The sequence below is a fragment of the Rhodopseudomonas sp. BAL398 genome, from assembly GCF_033001325.1.
Classification (GTDB): Bacteria; Pseudomonadota; Alphaproteobacteria; order Rhizobiales; family Xanthobacteraceae; genus JARJEH01.
In genome coordinates this window covers 4,783,787-4,796,578 of sequence record NZ_CP133111.1, presented here as the reverse complement: position 1 = coordinate 4,796,578, position 12,792 = coordinate 4,783,787, and the positions used below count along the sequence as shown (strand labels likewise).

The 12,792-nt window shown below is 65.0% G+C and carries 13 protein-coding genes, 1 other RNA gene and 1 pseudogene; 6 read left to right on the top strand and 9 right to left on the bottom strand.

Going from position 1 to position 12,792, the window contains the following annotated elements; all coding sequences use genetic code 11:
- Positions 1-10: 10 nt before the first annotated feature.
- From RBJ75_RS22590 to def, 3 genes are read right to left on the bottom strand one after another with little or no spacing between them, the layout of a single operon-like run.
- Positions 11-436 carry a type II toxin-antitoxin system VapC family toxin gene (locus RBJ75_RS22590; protein WP_044412323.1) on the bottom strand — a complete coding sequence of 142 codons (426 nt, stop codon included), beginning with the start codon at positions 434-436 and terminating at the stop codon, positions 11-13.
- Positions 433-678: a hypothetical protein gene (locus tag RBJ75_RS22585; protein WP_044412326.1), complete on the bottom strand. Its 246-nt coding sequence runs from the start codon at positions 676-678 to the stop codon at positions 433-435. The genes RBJ75_RS22590 and RBJ75_RS22585 overlap by 4 nt, the downstream gene beginning before the upstream one ends.
- A gap of 57 nt (positions 679-735) precedes the next feature.
- Positions 736-1,263 carry a peptide deformylase gene (gene def, locus RBJ75_RS22580; RefSeq protein WP_044412329.1) on the bottom strand — a complete coding sequence of 176 codons (528 nt, stop codon included), beginning with the start codon at positions 1,261-1,263 and terminating at the stop codon, positions 736-738.
- A 148-nt stretch (positions 1,264-1,411) separates the two neighbouring features.
- Between def and RBJ75_RS22575 the strand changes: the two genes are divergently transcribed.
- Positions 1,412-2,656, top strand: a complete 1,245-nt coding sequence (locus RBJ75_RS22575) for a DNA recombination protein RmuC (protein ID WP_080901051.1) — start codon at positions 1,412-1,414, stop codon at positions 2,654-2,656.
- An 81-nt stretch (positions 2,657-2,737) separates the two neighbouring features.
- Here the strand turns inward: RBJ75_RS22575 and RBJ75_RS22570 are convergent, their stop codons facing one another.
- Complete coding sequence (locus tag RBJ75_RS22570; RefSeq protein WP_044412333.1) at positions 2,738-3,691, bottom strand: ketopantoate reductase family protein; 954 nt, start codon at positions 3,689-3,691, stop codon at positions 2,738-2,740.
- A gap of 251 nt (positions 3,692-3,942) precedes the next feature.
- Between RBJ75_RS22570 and rmuC the strand changes: the two are divergent.
- Positions 3,943-4,131: pseudogene (rmuC, locus tag RBJ75_RS22565) on the top strand (DNA recombination protein RmuC); the annotation flags it as partial.
- A gap of 124 nt (positions 4,132-4,255) precedes the next feature.
- Complete coding sequence (locus RBJ75_RS22560; protein WP_276156329.1) at positions 4,256-5,626, top strand: AmpG family muropeptide MFS transporter; 1,371 nt, start codon at positions 4,256-4,258, stop codon at positions 5,624-5,626.
- 136 nt (positions 5,627-5,762) lie between these two features.
- Here RBJ75_RS22560 and RBJ75_RS22555 read toward each other — a convergent pair whose 3' ends face one another.
- From RBJ75_RS22555 to ffs, 5 genes are all read right to left on the bottom strand, one after another.
- Positions 5,763-6,194: a hypothetical protein gene (locus tag RBJ75_RS22555; RefSeq protein WP_044411113.1), complete on the bottom strand. Its 432-nt coding sequence runs from the start codon at positions 6,192-6,194 to the stop codon at positions 5,763-5,765.
- A 23-nt stretch (positions 6,195-6,217) separates the two neighbouring features.
- Entirely contained in the window at positions 6,218-6,823 is a 606-nt protein-coding gene (gene recR, locus RBJ75_RS22550) for a recombination mediator RecR (protein ID WP_044411114.1), read from the bottom strand.
- Positions 6,824-7,144: a YbaB/EbfC family nucleoid-associated protein gene (locus RBJ75_RS22545; protein ID WP_044411117.1), complete on the bottom strand. Its 321-nt coding sequence runs from the start codon at positions 7,142-7,144 to the stop codon at positions 6,824-6,826.
- Positions 7,145-7,383: 239 nt separating this feature from the next.
- Positions 7,384-9,240, bottom strand: coding sequence for a DNA polymerase III subunit gamma/tau (locus RBJ75_RS22540; RefSeq protein ID WP_044411120.1), 1,857 nt, complete (start codon positions 9,238-9,240; stop codon positions 7,384-7,386).
- A 203-nt stretch (positions 9,241-9,443) separates the two neighbouring features.
- Positions 9,444-9,540: signal recognition particle sRNA small type (gene ffs / locus RBJ75_RS22535), an RNA gene on the bottom strand.
- A 153-nt stretch (positions 9,541-9,693) separates the two neighbouring features.
- Between ffs and RBJ75_RS22530 the strand changes: the two genes are divergently transcribed.
- Genes RBJ75_RS22530 through RBJ75_RS22520 form a run of 3 tightly spaced genes read left to right on the top strand, consistent with a single transcriptional unit; the run spans position 9,694 to position 11,973 of the window.
- Complete coding sequence (locus RBJ75_RS22530; RefSeq protein ID WP_044411123.1) at positions 9,694-10,119, top strand: HIT domain-containing protein; 426 nt, start codon at positions 9,694-9,696, stop codon at positions 10,117-10,119.
- Between the two features lie 4 nt (positions 10,120-10,123).
- Positions 10,124-11,059 (top strand): NAD(+) diphosphatase, encoded by a 936-nt coding sequence (gene nudC / locus RBJ75_RS22525; RefSeq protein WP_044411126.1) that lies wholly within the window; start codon positions 10,124-10,126, stop codon positions 11,057-11,059.
- On the top strand, positions 11,056-11,973 hold the full coding sequence (locus tag RBJ75_RS22520) for a sugar kinase (protein WP_044411129.1): 918 nt from the start codon (positions 11,056-11,058) through the stop codon (positions 11,971-11,973). The genes nudC and RBJ75_RS22520 overlap by 4 nt, the downstream gene beginning before the upstream one ends.
- Positions 11,974-12,792 lie beyond the last annotated feature (819 nt).

The window sequence follows — 12,792 nt, the reverse complement described above, 5'->3', positions numbered from 1 at the left end:
TCCAGAATGGCTACGGGGTGAATGCGAAGGGATCGATGACATTCAAACCCAGCTCAGAGAAACCATATGCGTCGCGCGTTGCTATATCGGCCCCATGCGAGATGGCAATTGCTGCGATCAGACCGTCGATCAATCCGACAGGCTTGCCCCGCTTCTGACGGTCGGCGGCGAGCTGCCCATAGGCTGCAGCCGCTCTGGCATCGAACGATAGAATTCGACCCAGATATTGGCTCTGTTCCAGCCGGTCGGCGCCAGCCTGCAACAGGTCGCGTCGTGCGCCAGGCCCCAGCAGCGCGATGCCAAAACGGATTTCCGCGAGAACGGGCGCGCAGATGAAGAGCGTTTCATGCGGTTGCGCATCCATCCATGAGCGGACAGCCGGATGAGGCGTGGCTCGAAACCCCTCCGAGACGACATTGGTGTCGAGAAGGATCATGAAAAATCGGGCGGATCGCTTGGCAGGTCCGGAATTTCAAAGACCAGATCATCGCTGCGATATTCGGGCGGGATGAGATTAAAGAGCTCAGTGCCGAGCTGGCGCGGCGGCTCAGAGGGGCCGAGGCCTTTTTCGATCAGCGCCTTGGCGGCTTCCGACAGGCTCGTGTCCGAGGCCCGCGCCTGGCGCTCGATCCGCTCCTTCAGCTGTGTTGAGAGGTTTCTGATCAACAGGTCAGGCATCGGCGCCTCCAGCGTTGATATCAATGATATCAAACCGGTGCCGGCCGGTCAAACCAGTCAGACGTATTTGATGCCGTGCTTTGCCGCCTTCTCGAATTTCTTGATCACCATCCGGCGCTTCAGCATCGAGAGGTGATCGATGAACAGCACGCCGTTGAGGTGGTCGATCTCGTGCTGGATGCAGGTGGCGAACAGCCCATCGGCGTCCTCTTCCTTCACCTGGCCGTCGAGGTCGGTATAGCGCAGCCGCACCCGGGCCGGGCGTTCGACCTCGGCGTAATATTCCGGGATCGACAGGCAGCCTTCCTCGTAGACGTTCATCTCCTCGGACGACGATACGATCTCCGGATTGATGAAGGCGCGCGGCTCGCTCTGGCCATTGCCCTCCTTGCGGACGATGTCCATGGTGATCAGCCGCACCGGCTCGGCGACCTGAATCGCAGCCAGGCCGATGCCCGGAGCGTCATACATGCTCTCGAACATGTCGTCGGCCAGCTTGCGGATCTGCGCCGTTACCTCGGCGACGGGTTTGGAGATCAGCCGCAGCTGCTTGTCGGGCAAAATGATGATTTCACGAAGGGCCATGGCGGCGATTTAAGCCGCGCGATTGCCGCGGTCAATCCGGTACGACGACGGACGCCTTAACGGCCGTTAACCATCAAAATTTACCTCCGGTTAACCACAAACGTTCCCTCTTCGTTCGCCCGCGTGCCAAATCTGCTATGCTTTTGAAATGAATGAGACGCTGTTCTATCTCGGCGATTGGCCGGTTTCGACCGGCGTGGCGGCCGCGGCCTTTGCGCTGCTCGTCCTGCTGCTGCTGGTGGCGATCGCCGTGGCAGTCGCCCGCTTCATGCAAAGCGGCAGCGACGCCGCGCTGGCTCAGGCGGTCCGCGCCACCGAGCTGGAGCAGCGCCTGGCCTATATGATGCGGGCGCAGCACGAGGCCACCGGCCGGGTCGACGCGATGGGCACGGCGCTGGCCGGCAGGCAGGCAGAGATGGCGCGCGCGGTGACCGAGCGGCTCGACAGCGTGACCCATCGGGTTGGCCAATCGATGGACCACTCCACCCGCCACACCCTCGACAGCCTGCGGGTGCTGCATGAGCGGCTCGGCATCATCGACAGCGCGCAGCAGAACCTGACCGATCTTGCCGCCGAGGTGACGACGTTGCGCGATGTGCTGTCCAACAAGCAATCGCGCGGCGCCTTCGGCCAGGCCCGGATGGAAGCCATCGTGCAGGACGGCATGCCGAAGGGCGCCTATGCGTTCCAATTCACGCTGTCGAGCGGCAAGCGGCCGGACTGCGTGGTGTTCCTGCCGGACCAGCGGCCGCTCTGCATCGACGCCAAATTTCCGCTGGAAGCCATCACCGCGCTGCACGCCGCCTGCGGCGATGAGGAAAAACGCTTCGCTGCGCAACGGGTGCGGCTCGACGTGATGCGGCATGTCAACGACATCGCCGGCAAATATCTGATCCCGGGCGAGACCCAGGACACCGCCTTGATGTTCGTACCGTCGGAATCGGTCTATGCCGAGATCCATGACGGCTTCGACGACATCGTCCAGAAGGCCTATCGCGCCCGCGTTGTGCTGGTGTCGCCGTCGCTGCTGATGCTGGCGATCCAGGTGATGCAGCAGATCCTCAAGGACGCGCGGATGCGCGACGCCGCCGACCAGATCCGCACCGAAGTGCTCAGCCTCGGCGACGATCTGGGCCGGCTGCGCGACCGGGTGCTGAAGCTGCAGGCCCATTTCGGCCAGGCCAATGAGGACGTCCGCCAGATCCTGATCTCGGCCGACAAGATCGAGCGCCGCGCCCAGCGGATCGAGGAAATGGATTTCAGCAAGGCCGAGGCGCCCGCGCTGGCGCCGCTCGCGCCCCGAGCTGACGGCGATGACGGTGACCATGACAACGATGGCGATGGCATCGATATTCCGGCACTGTTTCCGCGCCAGCTGCAGGCGGGGGAATAGAGGCAAAGCGTTCGCGCGATCATCCTTGCTACGATGCCGCACGGCAGGCAGGCTGCGCAATGGCATCAGCAATAGCTGCGTCTACTCTTGGCCGGTGCTTTCGAAAAGCGACGAAGCGCCCTCGAGCCGCGGCAGGTTCACGCCGAGGCGTCGCGCCTCGGTGAGCACATCGCGGCAGGTCGAACGCAGTTCCTCGATGTTCGAGTGGCTGTCGAGCAGTACACGAACCAATGGGACCAGCCTCGAAGCAAATCCCATCATCGGGCCAACCAGCCAGATGGGTAGGCGAAACGGAGCCAATTTGCTTGATTGATTTTTCAGATCGACCGAGCGTGCCGCGAGAAGCGGCATCAGTTCCCGCATGTTCAGAATCGCGCCGCGGCGGTGACGGCCGGAGGCGAACGCGCCCGCCATCGAGCCGGATTTGAGCGCCTCGGTCTCCACGGCGCAATCGAGCGCGAAATGCACGAACAGGAAACTGCGGAAGTCTCGTTGCTCGACGATAGCAAATCCAGCCTTCTTAAACGCTCCCCGTACGGCCATCTCACATTGACTGGGGTCGGTGAGAAAGGTCCCAAAGGTAACCTTGCCGGACAGCGCACCGCGTAGCACCCCGTCGGCGCTGAAGCCGCCCCCCGCTCCAGGAAATCCCCACGCCAGTTGCGTGGCGGGAAGGCGTGAAGCCGCCGTCGTGGGCTCGACCCAAAGATTGTTGAACACCAGCACCGTCGCCTTGCCGACACGCGGCCCGAGAAACGCCGCCGCGTTCTCGAAGTGGTAATGCTGCACACTCACGAGGATCAGGTCGTAGTCATGATAGGCGGGCAAATCCTCGCGCATGTGGATTGCCCAATCCTCGTTGACGCGCTTGCCAAGGATCGATCTTCTCGCATCGAGTATTTCAAGCGTCACGGTCGGGCCGTATTGCGCCGCGCGGCCCGGACGGACGTAGAATTCAACAGTGTGACCAGCCTTTTCGAGCGCCCACCCGTAAAGCACCGAAATCACGCCTCTGCCGAACATCAAGATTTTCATTGGGGCGCCCCGCCTCAACCTTGGCCACCGCTTCCAATCCAGAATGACGGGGACAGTGCATTTGATTATCTTCGGCTACGCGGTTCGGCGCATCGTCGTCGTCGCCGGAGAAGGTTCGCGCCCGAGCGTTGCCGCGCTGGGTGACGTGGTGCGGGCGACCGGAAACACGGCGCGGGCGAGGCGGGCCGTGCGGCATGATGCCCTGTGGGAGACCGGGAAGCCATCGCCAATTTGGTGCGCTGTAAATGGAGATGCGGCGTGTCCATGATATCGCCGGCAAATATCTGATCCCGGGCGAGACCAGGGACACCGCCCTGATGTTCGTGCCGTAGAAATCGGTCTATGCCGAGATCCATGACGACTTCGCCGATATCGTCCAGAAGGCCTATCTGGCCCGCGTGGTGCCGGTCTCCCCGCCAATGCGGCTGGCGAGAATGGAGACGTAGAAAGCCCGCGCCCCAACCGTTGAATTTTGTGAGTACTGGGTCGCCGCTCAAGCCGGGCGATGACGGTAAATTATTGCAGCCGATGCCTCCCGCCATTCGAATCTGCTAGCACTGCAAAATGACAAACTCCCCCGACGCCCTGCCCGATCAGAGTCTCTTGCCGAAGCCGCGCGCCAGCTGGCGCGAGGCGCTTACCGTCTATTTGCAGCCGCGGGTGCTGATCGTGCTGTTCCTCGGCTTTTCGTCGGGGCTGCCGCTGGCGCTGTCGGGCTCGACGCTATTGGTGTGGATGCGGGAATCCGGCGTCGATCTCGGCACCATCGGGCTGTTCGCGCTGGTCGGCACGCCCTACACGCTGAAATTCCTCTGGGCGCCTTTGGTCGATGCGCTGCATGTGCCGCTATTCACCCGCCGCTTCGGCCGCCGCCGCGGCTGGCTGGTGTTTTCGCAGATGCTGCTGATCGGCGCGATCCTGCTGCTGGCGCTGACCGATCCGGCCAAGGCGCCGCTGTTCGTGGCGCTCGGCGCGCTGTTGGTGGCGGCGATGTCGGCGACGCAGGACATCGTGGTCGATGCCTTTCGCGTCGAGAGCCTGCCGGAGAGCGAGCAGGCCGCCGGCATGGCCTCCTATGTGGCGGCCTACCGGATCGGCATGCTGATCTCAACCGCCGGCGCGCTGTTCCTGGTCAGCGCCTATGAGAGCACCGGGCAGACCAGGCTCGCGGCCTGGATGTGGGGCTATGTGACGATGGCGGCGATGGTGCTGATCGGCACGCTCACGGCGCTGCTCGCCACCGAACCGGAGCAATCGGCCCGCGCCGAAGCCGCAACCAGCGGCGAGAGCGCTTTTGTCCGCGTCAGCCGCGCCGCGGTCGGCGCCTTCGCCGAATTCCTGGCGCGCAAGGATGCCTGGGCGGCGCTTTGCTTCGTGGTGCTGTTCAAATTCACCGACGCATTTTCCGGCACCATGACGGCACCGTTCGTCATCGACCTCGGCTTTTCCCGCAATGACTACGCGGCGATCGTCAAGGGCGTCGGGCTGGCCGCCACGCTGATCGGCGGCTTTGCCGGCGGCTATGTGGCGCGGCGCTATACGCTGGCCGCCAGCCTGTGGATCGGCGGCAGCCTGCAGGCGCTCGCCAATCTGTCGTTCGCCTGGCTGGCGCTGGTCGGCGTCAACCAATGGGCGCTGGCCTCTGCGATCACCGCGGAGAATTTCACCAGCGCAATCGGCACCGTGATCTTCGTCGCTTACCTGTCTGCGCTGTGCAAAAATCCGCTGCATACGGCGACCCAATACGCACTGCTGACCGCGCTGGCCGCGGTCGGCCGCACCTATCTGTCGTCGGGCGCCGGCTATGTGGCGGAAACCACCGGCTGGCCGGCGTTCTTCGTGATCTGCGTGGCGGTCGCGGTGCCGAGCCTGATCCTGCTGGCGTGGCTGCAACGCCGCGGCCATTTCACCGAGCTGGGTCCGGTGCGGGTGTAGCGGGACGGGGCGGCACAACCGTCATCCCCCGCGAAAGCGGGGGACCCAGTATCCCAGAGCCTCAATGTCGATAGCAGGGCGCGCACGCTCTGCAATACTGGGTCGCCCGGTCAAGCCGGGCGATGACAGCAGGGCATCACGGCGTCCCCACCACGCTCCATTTGGTCACGATGGCTTCGCTCATCTGACCGGCCTTCTGGGCGCAGGCGACTTCCTTGACCTTGAACGAGACTTTCTTGCCGGTCAGCCGCTTCAATTGCTTGGACTCGGCGTCGTTGGCGGTGACGATCTCAAACGTCTCCGGCCCGGTCTCAAGATTGCACAGCCCGTTCGGCGGCGGCAGCCGGCGCGGCTCGCTGACCAGCTGGAAGGTGTTGACCCGCCGTCCGCCGCCGGCGCGGGTCCGCATCACGTTGAGTTCGCCGCTGAGAATGTCACCGATCTTCATCAAGGTCGGCGCGGCGGAAGCCGCGGCTTGCGCCTTGGCGCTTTGTCCTATGGCGAGCGCGGTCGTCACACACAGTGCCGCAGCCCAGACGATCGATCGGTTCAGTTGTGGTCGCGTCATCAGTCCTCTTTCAAGTCGTTTTGTCAAAACAGCGTCCGCTGCCGCATCGCCGCCGACAGCGTGCCTTCGTCGAGATAGTCGAGTTCGCCGCCAACCGGCACGCCATGCGCCAGCCGCGTTATCTTCACGCCGGCCTCCTGCAACAGGTCGGTGATGTAATGCGCCGTGGTCTGGCCATCGACCGTGGCGTTGAGCGCCAGGATGATTTCGGTGACCTCGCTGGCATGGGCGCGCGCCACCAGCGCGTCGATGGTCAGATCCTGTGGGCCGACGCCATCGAGCGGCGACAGCGTGGCGCCGAGCACGTGATACTGGCCGTTTGTGGCGGATGCGCGTTCCAGCGCCCACAGATCGGCGACGTCGGCGACCACCACGATGATCGAGCGATCGCGCCTGGGATCGGTGCACACCGTGCAGGGATTTTGCGTGTCGATATTGCCGCAGATATTGCAGACCTGAATCCGCTCGATCGCGACCTGCAGCGCGGCCGCCAGCGGCGCCATCAAGGCCTCGCGCTTCTTGATCAGATGCAGCGCCGCGCGCCGCGCCGAGCGCGGCCCCAGTCCGGGGAGCCGCGCCAGAAGCTGGATCAGGCGTTCGATCTCAGGGCCGGCAACCGCAATGGCCATTTAGCCGAGGCCCATCCCCGGCGGCAGCGACAATCCGCCGGTCAGCGCCTGCATCTTCTCCTGCATCGCGGCTTCCGCCTTGCGGTGGGCGTCGCTCAGCGCCGCGACCAGCAGATCCTCAAGCACGCCGCGCTCGTCGGCGTTCATCAGCGACGGGTCGATCTTGATCGCCTTGACTTCCATCTTGGCGGTCATCCGCACGCTGACCAGACCGCCGCCGGACAGGCCTTCGACCTCGATCAAATCGAGCTCTTCCTGCATCGCCTTCATTTTCGATTGCAGCTGCGCCGCCTGCTTCATCATGCCGAGAAAATCAGCCATGATCGATTCCTTCTTGGAGAGATGTCGTTGATCGTTCTAGAGCCTGATAGATTAAATTGAAGCGTTGCAACACCGGAAGCGCGCCCCCTCTCCCATGGGGAGAGGGTTGGGGTGAGGGGTTACGGTCTATCGTGAAGCCGCAACCCCTCACCCGGATTGCTTCGCAATCCGACCTCTCCCAATGGGAGAGGTGAAGCAGTGCGCGCGGTGCATGCGATGCCATGTCAATGGACCAGACTCTAGTCGTCGTTGTCGAATGATTCGGCGGCGTCGTCAGCACTGACATCGGATTCCGGCGGCTCGGGGGCAAGCCGGCGCACTTCCAGCACCTTGGCGCCGGGGAAGCGGGCCAGCACTTCCTGCACCCGCGGATCGGATTCCGCGACGCGCTCGCGTTCGTTCTTCTGCTGTTCGTTCTGCGCGCGCAGCGTCGGCTGCCCGGCCTCGTTGGACACGATCACGGTCCAGCGCCGCCCGGTCCATTGTTCCAGCTTGCGCGACAGGTCGTTGATCAAAGTGCGCGAGGCGCTGCGCTCCATCGCCAGTTCGAGCCGGCCGTCCTCGATCCGGACCAGGCGAACGTCGGCTTCCAGCGCGGCGCGGGTCATCAGGTCGCGCTTCTCCGCCGCCAGCGCCACCAGTTCGGGAAACGTCGTGATGGTCAGCGCGGCGGCTTGCGGCTCGGCCGCCGGCGCACTGTGTTGCGGACGTTGCGCCGCTTCGGCGCTGCCGCGCGCCATCGGCATGCCGCGCGGAGATGATGGCATCGTCGACACCGCGGACGTCGAGGACGAACTGCCGCGCGTGCCTGCGCTGCTCGACGCCGCCGACGACGCGGATGCCGAAGCTCCGCCGCCGCCCTGCTCGATCATCCGGATCGCCTCGTCGGGCGTCGGCAGATCGGCCACATAGGCGATCCGCACCAGCACCATTTCGGCGGCGGCGGCCGGGCGGGTGGCGCCCTGCACCTCGGTAATGCCCTTGAGCAGCATCTGCCACATCCGCGACAGCACCCGCATCGACATCTTGCCGGCGAAATCGCGCGCGCGCAGCCGTTCGGTTTCGCCGAAGGCGACATTCTCGGCGGTGGCGGGGACGATCTTGACCCTGGTGACGAAATTGACGAATTCGGCGAGGTCGCTGAGAATCACGATCGGGTCGGCGCCGGTGTCGTATTGCTCGCGGAATTCCTGGAAGGCTGCGGCGATGTCGCCCTGCGCCAGCGCGTCGAACAGATGGATCACCCGGGTCCGATCGGCCAGCCCCAGCATCTGCCGCACCGCGTCGGCGCGCACGGTGCCGGCCGCATGGGCGATCGCCTGGTCGAACAGCGACAGCGAATCGCGCACCGAGCCCTCGGCGGCACGCGCCACGATGCCGAGCGCCTCCGGCTCGACCTCGACATTTTCCTTGGCGGCGATATTGGCCAGATGCGCCATCAGCACGTCGGCCTCGACCCGGCGCAGATCGAAACGCTGGCAACGCGACAGCACCGTCACCGGCACCTTGCGGATCTCTGTGGTGGCGAACACGAATTTGGCGTGCTCGGGCGGTTCCTCCAGCGTCTTCAGGAAGGCGTTGAACGCCGCCGTCGACAGCATGTGGACTTCGTCGATGATGTAGACCTTGTAGCGGGCGCTGGCCGGCGCATAGCGCACGCTGTCATTGATCTGGCGGACGTCGTCGACGCCGGTGTGGGAGGCGGCGTCCATCTCCAGCACGTCCATGTGCCGGCTTTCCATGATCGCCTGGCAATGAATGCCCGGCACCGGCATGTGGATGGTCGGCCCCTTGATCGAGCCGTCGGGCAATTGATAATTCAGAGCGCGGGCCAGGATGCGCGCGGTGGTGGTCTTGCCGACGCCGCGCACGCCGGTCAGAATCCAGGCCTGCGGGATCCGCCCGGTCTCGAAGCCGTTGGAGACGGTGCGCACCATCGCCTCCTGGCCGATCAGATCGTCGAAGCTATTGGGACGATATTTGCGCGCCAGCACCCGATAGGGCTTGCCGGCCGCGGCCGCGCCGGTGTCGAACCCCGACGAATCGGGATCGGCCGCAGCGGTCGACGGAATTGCGGGTGTGCCAGCCTCGGTCATCGATCGGTCCGCAATTGCATGTCTTTCGAAGCCGGATTGCGGAATTGCTCGGGCGTGTCAGGCGAGTGTTCACGCGACTATTGCAGGCGACGCTTGGCCGATCGGCGGGCCCCCTTAGGAACTCGCCCGACAGAGCCGGGGCCGGTTCGGGCGCGAGATTGCCATGGCCGACCGTCGAGAGCGTCACGGACGCTCAAAGCAAAGTAGGAGACTGACGAGCGACCCGATCCGGACCTCGTTAGGGCTGCTTCCTTCCGGACCTGACCCGGTTGGCGAGTGGCTCGTCCACCGCCAATCTCCCGGCCCTTATTTGGATCGAAAAGCGCCGGAATGCAAGCGTGGCGGCGACGACCTTTGGTGTGGTAAAGCGCGCCCCGAAGCTGCGCCGTTTCGCCGCCCCGCTGGCGCCGAGCCGGCGCGCCGCGCGCCTTGCCGTGATCGATTGGAACAGACATGTCCGCCGCATCCGCCGACTGGTCGTTGAATTCACAGCTGAAAAAAGACACCATCGACATCGGCGACCTGCCGCTGTGCCGGGTGCTGGTGATCAAGGACGCGCATTATCCCTGGCTCTTACTGGTGCCGCGCCGTGCCGACGCCATGGAGATCATTGACCTCGGCGAGGTCGAGCAGGCGCAATTGATGACCGAGATGTCGCGCGTCGGGCGCGCGCTGAAGGAGGTCACCCGCTGCGACAAGCTCAACATCGCAGCACTCGGCAATCTGGTGCCGCAGCTCCACATCCATGTGATCGCGCGCCGCTCCAGCGACGCCGCCTGGCCGCGCCCGGTCTGGGGGGTGATGCCGCCGCTGGCGCACGACCCCGAGGAAGTTCAGACTTTCATCAGTGAATTGCGCCGCCGAATCTGGCTAGGGTGACAGCATGACCATCAATGGCTTCCCGCTCGGCCAGCCGGCCTTTGTCACCAATGTACTGGATCGCGCCGCGCATCTGCGTGGCGACGATTCGAAACTGTTCGCCATGGAGGGCCAAAGCAACGCCCGCGCCTATGTGGTGCATCGCGATTCGCTGGTGATGAAGCACGATGCGGACGGCCCGCGCGCGCTGTTGACGATCGACGAGGCGCTGTCACTCGGCGCCAATCCGGGAACCATCTTTCTCGGGCTGCGCGACGGCGCCCCGGTGTTCGGCATGGGGATCGGCGCCGCGGCGGTTGAAAAACTGCTGACCCGCACCGACGCCGCCGTCACCGAGCTGCGCGGCATGGCGATGCAGGGCGCGGTGCCGCCGGCGCAATTATCCGCGATCGCGATGGCGAAATCGATGGTGAGCTGGCATCAGCGCCACGGCTTCTGCGCCAATTGCGGCGCCCGCACCGGAATGTCGCAAGGCGGCTGGAAGCGCGACTGCCCGGCCTGCAAGACCGAGCATTTTCCGCGCACCGACCCGGTGGTGATCATGCTGGTGACCTATGGCGACAAATGCCTGCTGGGGCGGCAGAAGCAGTTTCCCCCCGGGATGTGGTCATGCCTCGCCGGCTTCGTCGAGGCCGCCGAAACTATCGAGGACGCGGTGCGCCGCGAGGTGCTGGAGGAATCCGGCATCCTGTGCTCGGACGTGCGCTACTACATGACGCAGCCCTGGCCCTATCCCTCCTCGCTGATGATCGGCTGCACCGCGACCGCCACCAGCGAAAACATCACGGTCGACCTCACCGAGCTCGAAGACGCGCGCTGGTTCAGCCGGGATGAAACCGAATTGATGCTCAAGCGTCAACATCCCGACGGCCTCACCGGGCCGCATCCCTTCGCGATCGCGCATCATCTGGTGGGCCGCTGGCTGGAGCCGCAATCATGACCAAGAGCAAGCCCCGCATTCTGTGCATCGGCATTCCGGTGCGCGACCTCACCTTCCGGATCGAGGCGGTGCCGGGGCGCGGCTCCAAGATCGGCGCCAGCTCGTTCGGCGAAATCTGCGGCGGCAATGCGATGAACGCCGCGATCGGCATCGCCCGGCTCGGCGGCCAGGCCAGCATGTGCGGCCCGATGGGCGATGCCGACGAGGCCGCCGCGCATTTCATCTTCGACAAACTGGGCGAGGAAGGCATCGACACCAGCGGCCTGGTCCACATGCCCGGCCTGGTGACGCCGATCTCGGCGGTGCTGGTCGATCCCTCCGGCGAGCGCACCATCGTCACCTTCCGCGATCCCGAATTGTGGAAGGTCGCGCTGCCCGATTCCGACGCGCTGCTGGCCAATTGCGATGCCATTCTCACCGAGAGCCGCTGCGCCAGCTTCGTCACGCCGCTATGCGCCGAGGCGACGCGGCGCGGCATTCCGGTGGTAGTCGATGTCGACAATGCGATGTCGATGAGCGAGGGCCTGCTGACCGCGGCGACGCATCTGATCTTCTCCGCCGAGGCGCTGCACGCCACCGCCGGCACCGCCAGCGACGAAGGCGCGCTGAAGAAAGTCGCGGCCCTGACCCACGCTTTCGTCGCCGTCACTCGCGGCCCCAAGGGCACGCTGTGGCTCGACACCGAGGGGCAGTTCCAGGAGACCCCGGCATTCCCGGTCCACACCGTCGATACGCTGGGCGCCGGCGACATTTTTCACGGCGGCTTCACCGTCGCCTTCGCCCAGGGCCAGCCGATCCCCCAAGCCCTGCGCTTCGCCTCCGCCGCCGCCGCCCTGAAATGCACCCGCCCCGGCGGCGCGTTTGCCTGCCCGACAAGGGCGGAAGTCGATGCGATGCTGGCGAAGGCGGCGTAGCCGCGGCGAAGGCCTGAGCTCGCGGAGACGCGAGGTAGTCAATAAGCATCAAGGCTCGTCCCACTCACGCGATCACATTTGAAAACGTGAAGCCGCCGCAAGCGAATCCCTCCCCCTTGTGGGGAGGGTGGCCCGGCGAGCGTGGCGAAGCCGGGCTTGCCCGGCGAAGCGTAGCGAAGCCGGGTCGGGTGGGGGTAGCCACAGAAACGGCGCTTGCGGAATTCGGAGGCCGACCACAATCCGGATGCGTGACGACGAGATCTTGCCGTGTCGCCACCCCACCCGACCGGCCTACGGCCGGCCACCCTCCCCACAAGGGGGAGGGATAAGGCACTGCGCCGCAATGGTAATATTCTTTGCTATCCACTTGCGGCCGCCCTGCTAGCAATAACTAGCGAGCGCCGCACCTCTGCTCCCTCCCCCCTTGTGGGGAGGGTGGCTCGGCGAGCGCAGCGATGCCGAGTCGGGTGGGGGAGCCACAGGCCTAGCGCGACTGACACCAAGAATGCCGCCGCCGATCCGTGCTGTTTGAAAAAATCTCGCCTTGCTTATCCCCGCTCCCCAAACCTCGATTATCATCTCCCTGCCCTCGCTCATGAGGGGCGCTTCTCGAGGGCGCTCTTGAGGTGGAGTGGGGGTGCGGCGTCCTGCGCGTCGTGGCTCGCAACCACGCGTCCGGGAGGTCCTGGGTCACCGTCCGGGCCTAATACGGGGCTCTGCCACTTGTTAGTTGGCTGGACGCGGGACAGGTGAACGGCGGGAAATCCGCCGGGATCAGCGGTGCAACGGCATCGCGCCTGCCCCCGGAAGCACGGTCCT

What these genes read in the sequence shown, in the direction of transcription:
- RBJ75_RS22590 (WP_044412323.1), bottom strand. Translation starts at nt 436, where the DNA reads ATGATCCTTCTCGACACCAATGTCGTCTCGGAGGGGTTTCGAGCCACG.
- RBJ75_RS22585 (WP_044412326.1), bottom strand. Translation starts at nt 678, where the DNA reads ATGCCTGACCTGTTGATCAGAAACCTCTCAACACAGCTGAAGGAGCGG.
- def (WP_044412329.1), bottom strand. Translation starts at nt 1,263, where the DNA reads ATGGCCCTTCGTGAAATCATCATTTTGCCCGACAAGCAGCTGCGGCTG.
- RBJ75_RS22575 (WP_080901051.1), top strand. Translation starts at nt 1,412, where the DNA reads ATGAATGAGACGCTGTTCTATCTCGGCGATTGGCCGGTTTCGACCGGC.
- RBJ75_RS22570 (WP_044412333.1), bottom strand. Translation starts at nt 3,691, where the DNA reads ATGAAAATCTTGATGTTCGGCAGAGGCGTGATTTCGGTGCTTTACGGG.
- RBJ75_RS22560 (WP_276156329.1), top strand. Translation starts at nt 4,256, where the DNA reads ATGACAAACTCCCCCGACGCCCTGCCCGATCAGAGTCTCTTGCCGAAG.
- RBJ75_RS22555 (WP_044411113.1), bottom strand. Translation starts at nt 6,194, where the DNA reads ATGACGCGACCACAACTGAACCGATCGATCGTCTGGGCTGCGGCACTG.
- recR (WP_044411114.1), bottom strand. Translation starts at nt 6,823, where the DNA reads ATGGCCATTGCGGTTGCCGGCCCTGAGATCGAACGCCTGATCCAGCTT.
- RBJ75_RS22545 (WP_044411117.1), bottom strand. Translation starts at nt 7,144, where the DNA reads ATGGCTGATTTTCTCGGCATGATGAAGCAGGCGGCGCAGCTGCAATCG.
- RBJ75_RS22540 (WP_044411120.1), bottom strand. Translation starts at nt 9,240, where the DNA reads ATGACCGAGGCTGGCACACCCGCAATTCCGTCGACCGCTGCGGCCGAT.
- RBJ75_RS22530 (WP_044411123.1), top strand. Translation starts at nt 9,694, where the DNA reads ATGTCCGCCGCATCCGCCGACTGGTCGTTGAATTCACAGCTGAAAAAA.
- nudC (WP_044411126.1), top strand. Translation starts at nt 10,124, where the DNA reads ATGACCATCAATGGCTTCCCGCTCGGCCAGCCGGCCTTTGTCACCAAT.
- RBJ75_RS22520 (WP_044411129.1), top strand. Translation starts at nt 11,056, where the DNA reads ATGACCAAGAGCAAGCCCCGCATTCTGTGCATCGGCATTCCGGTGCGC.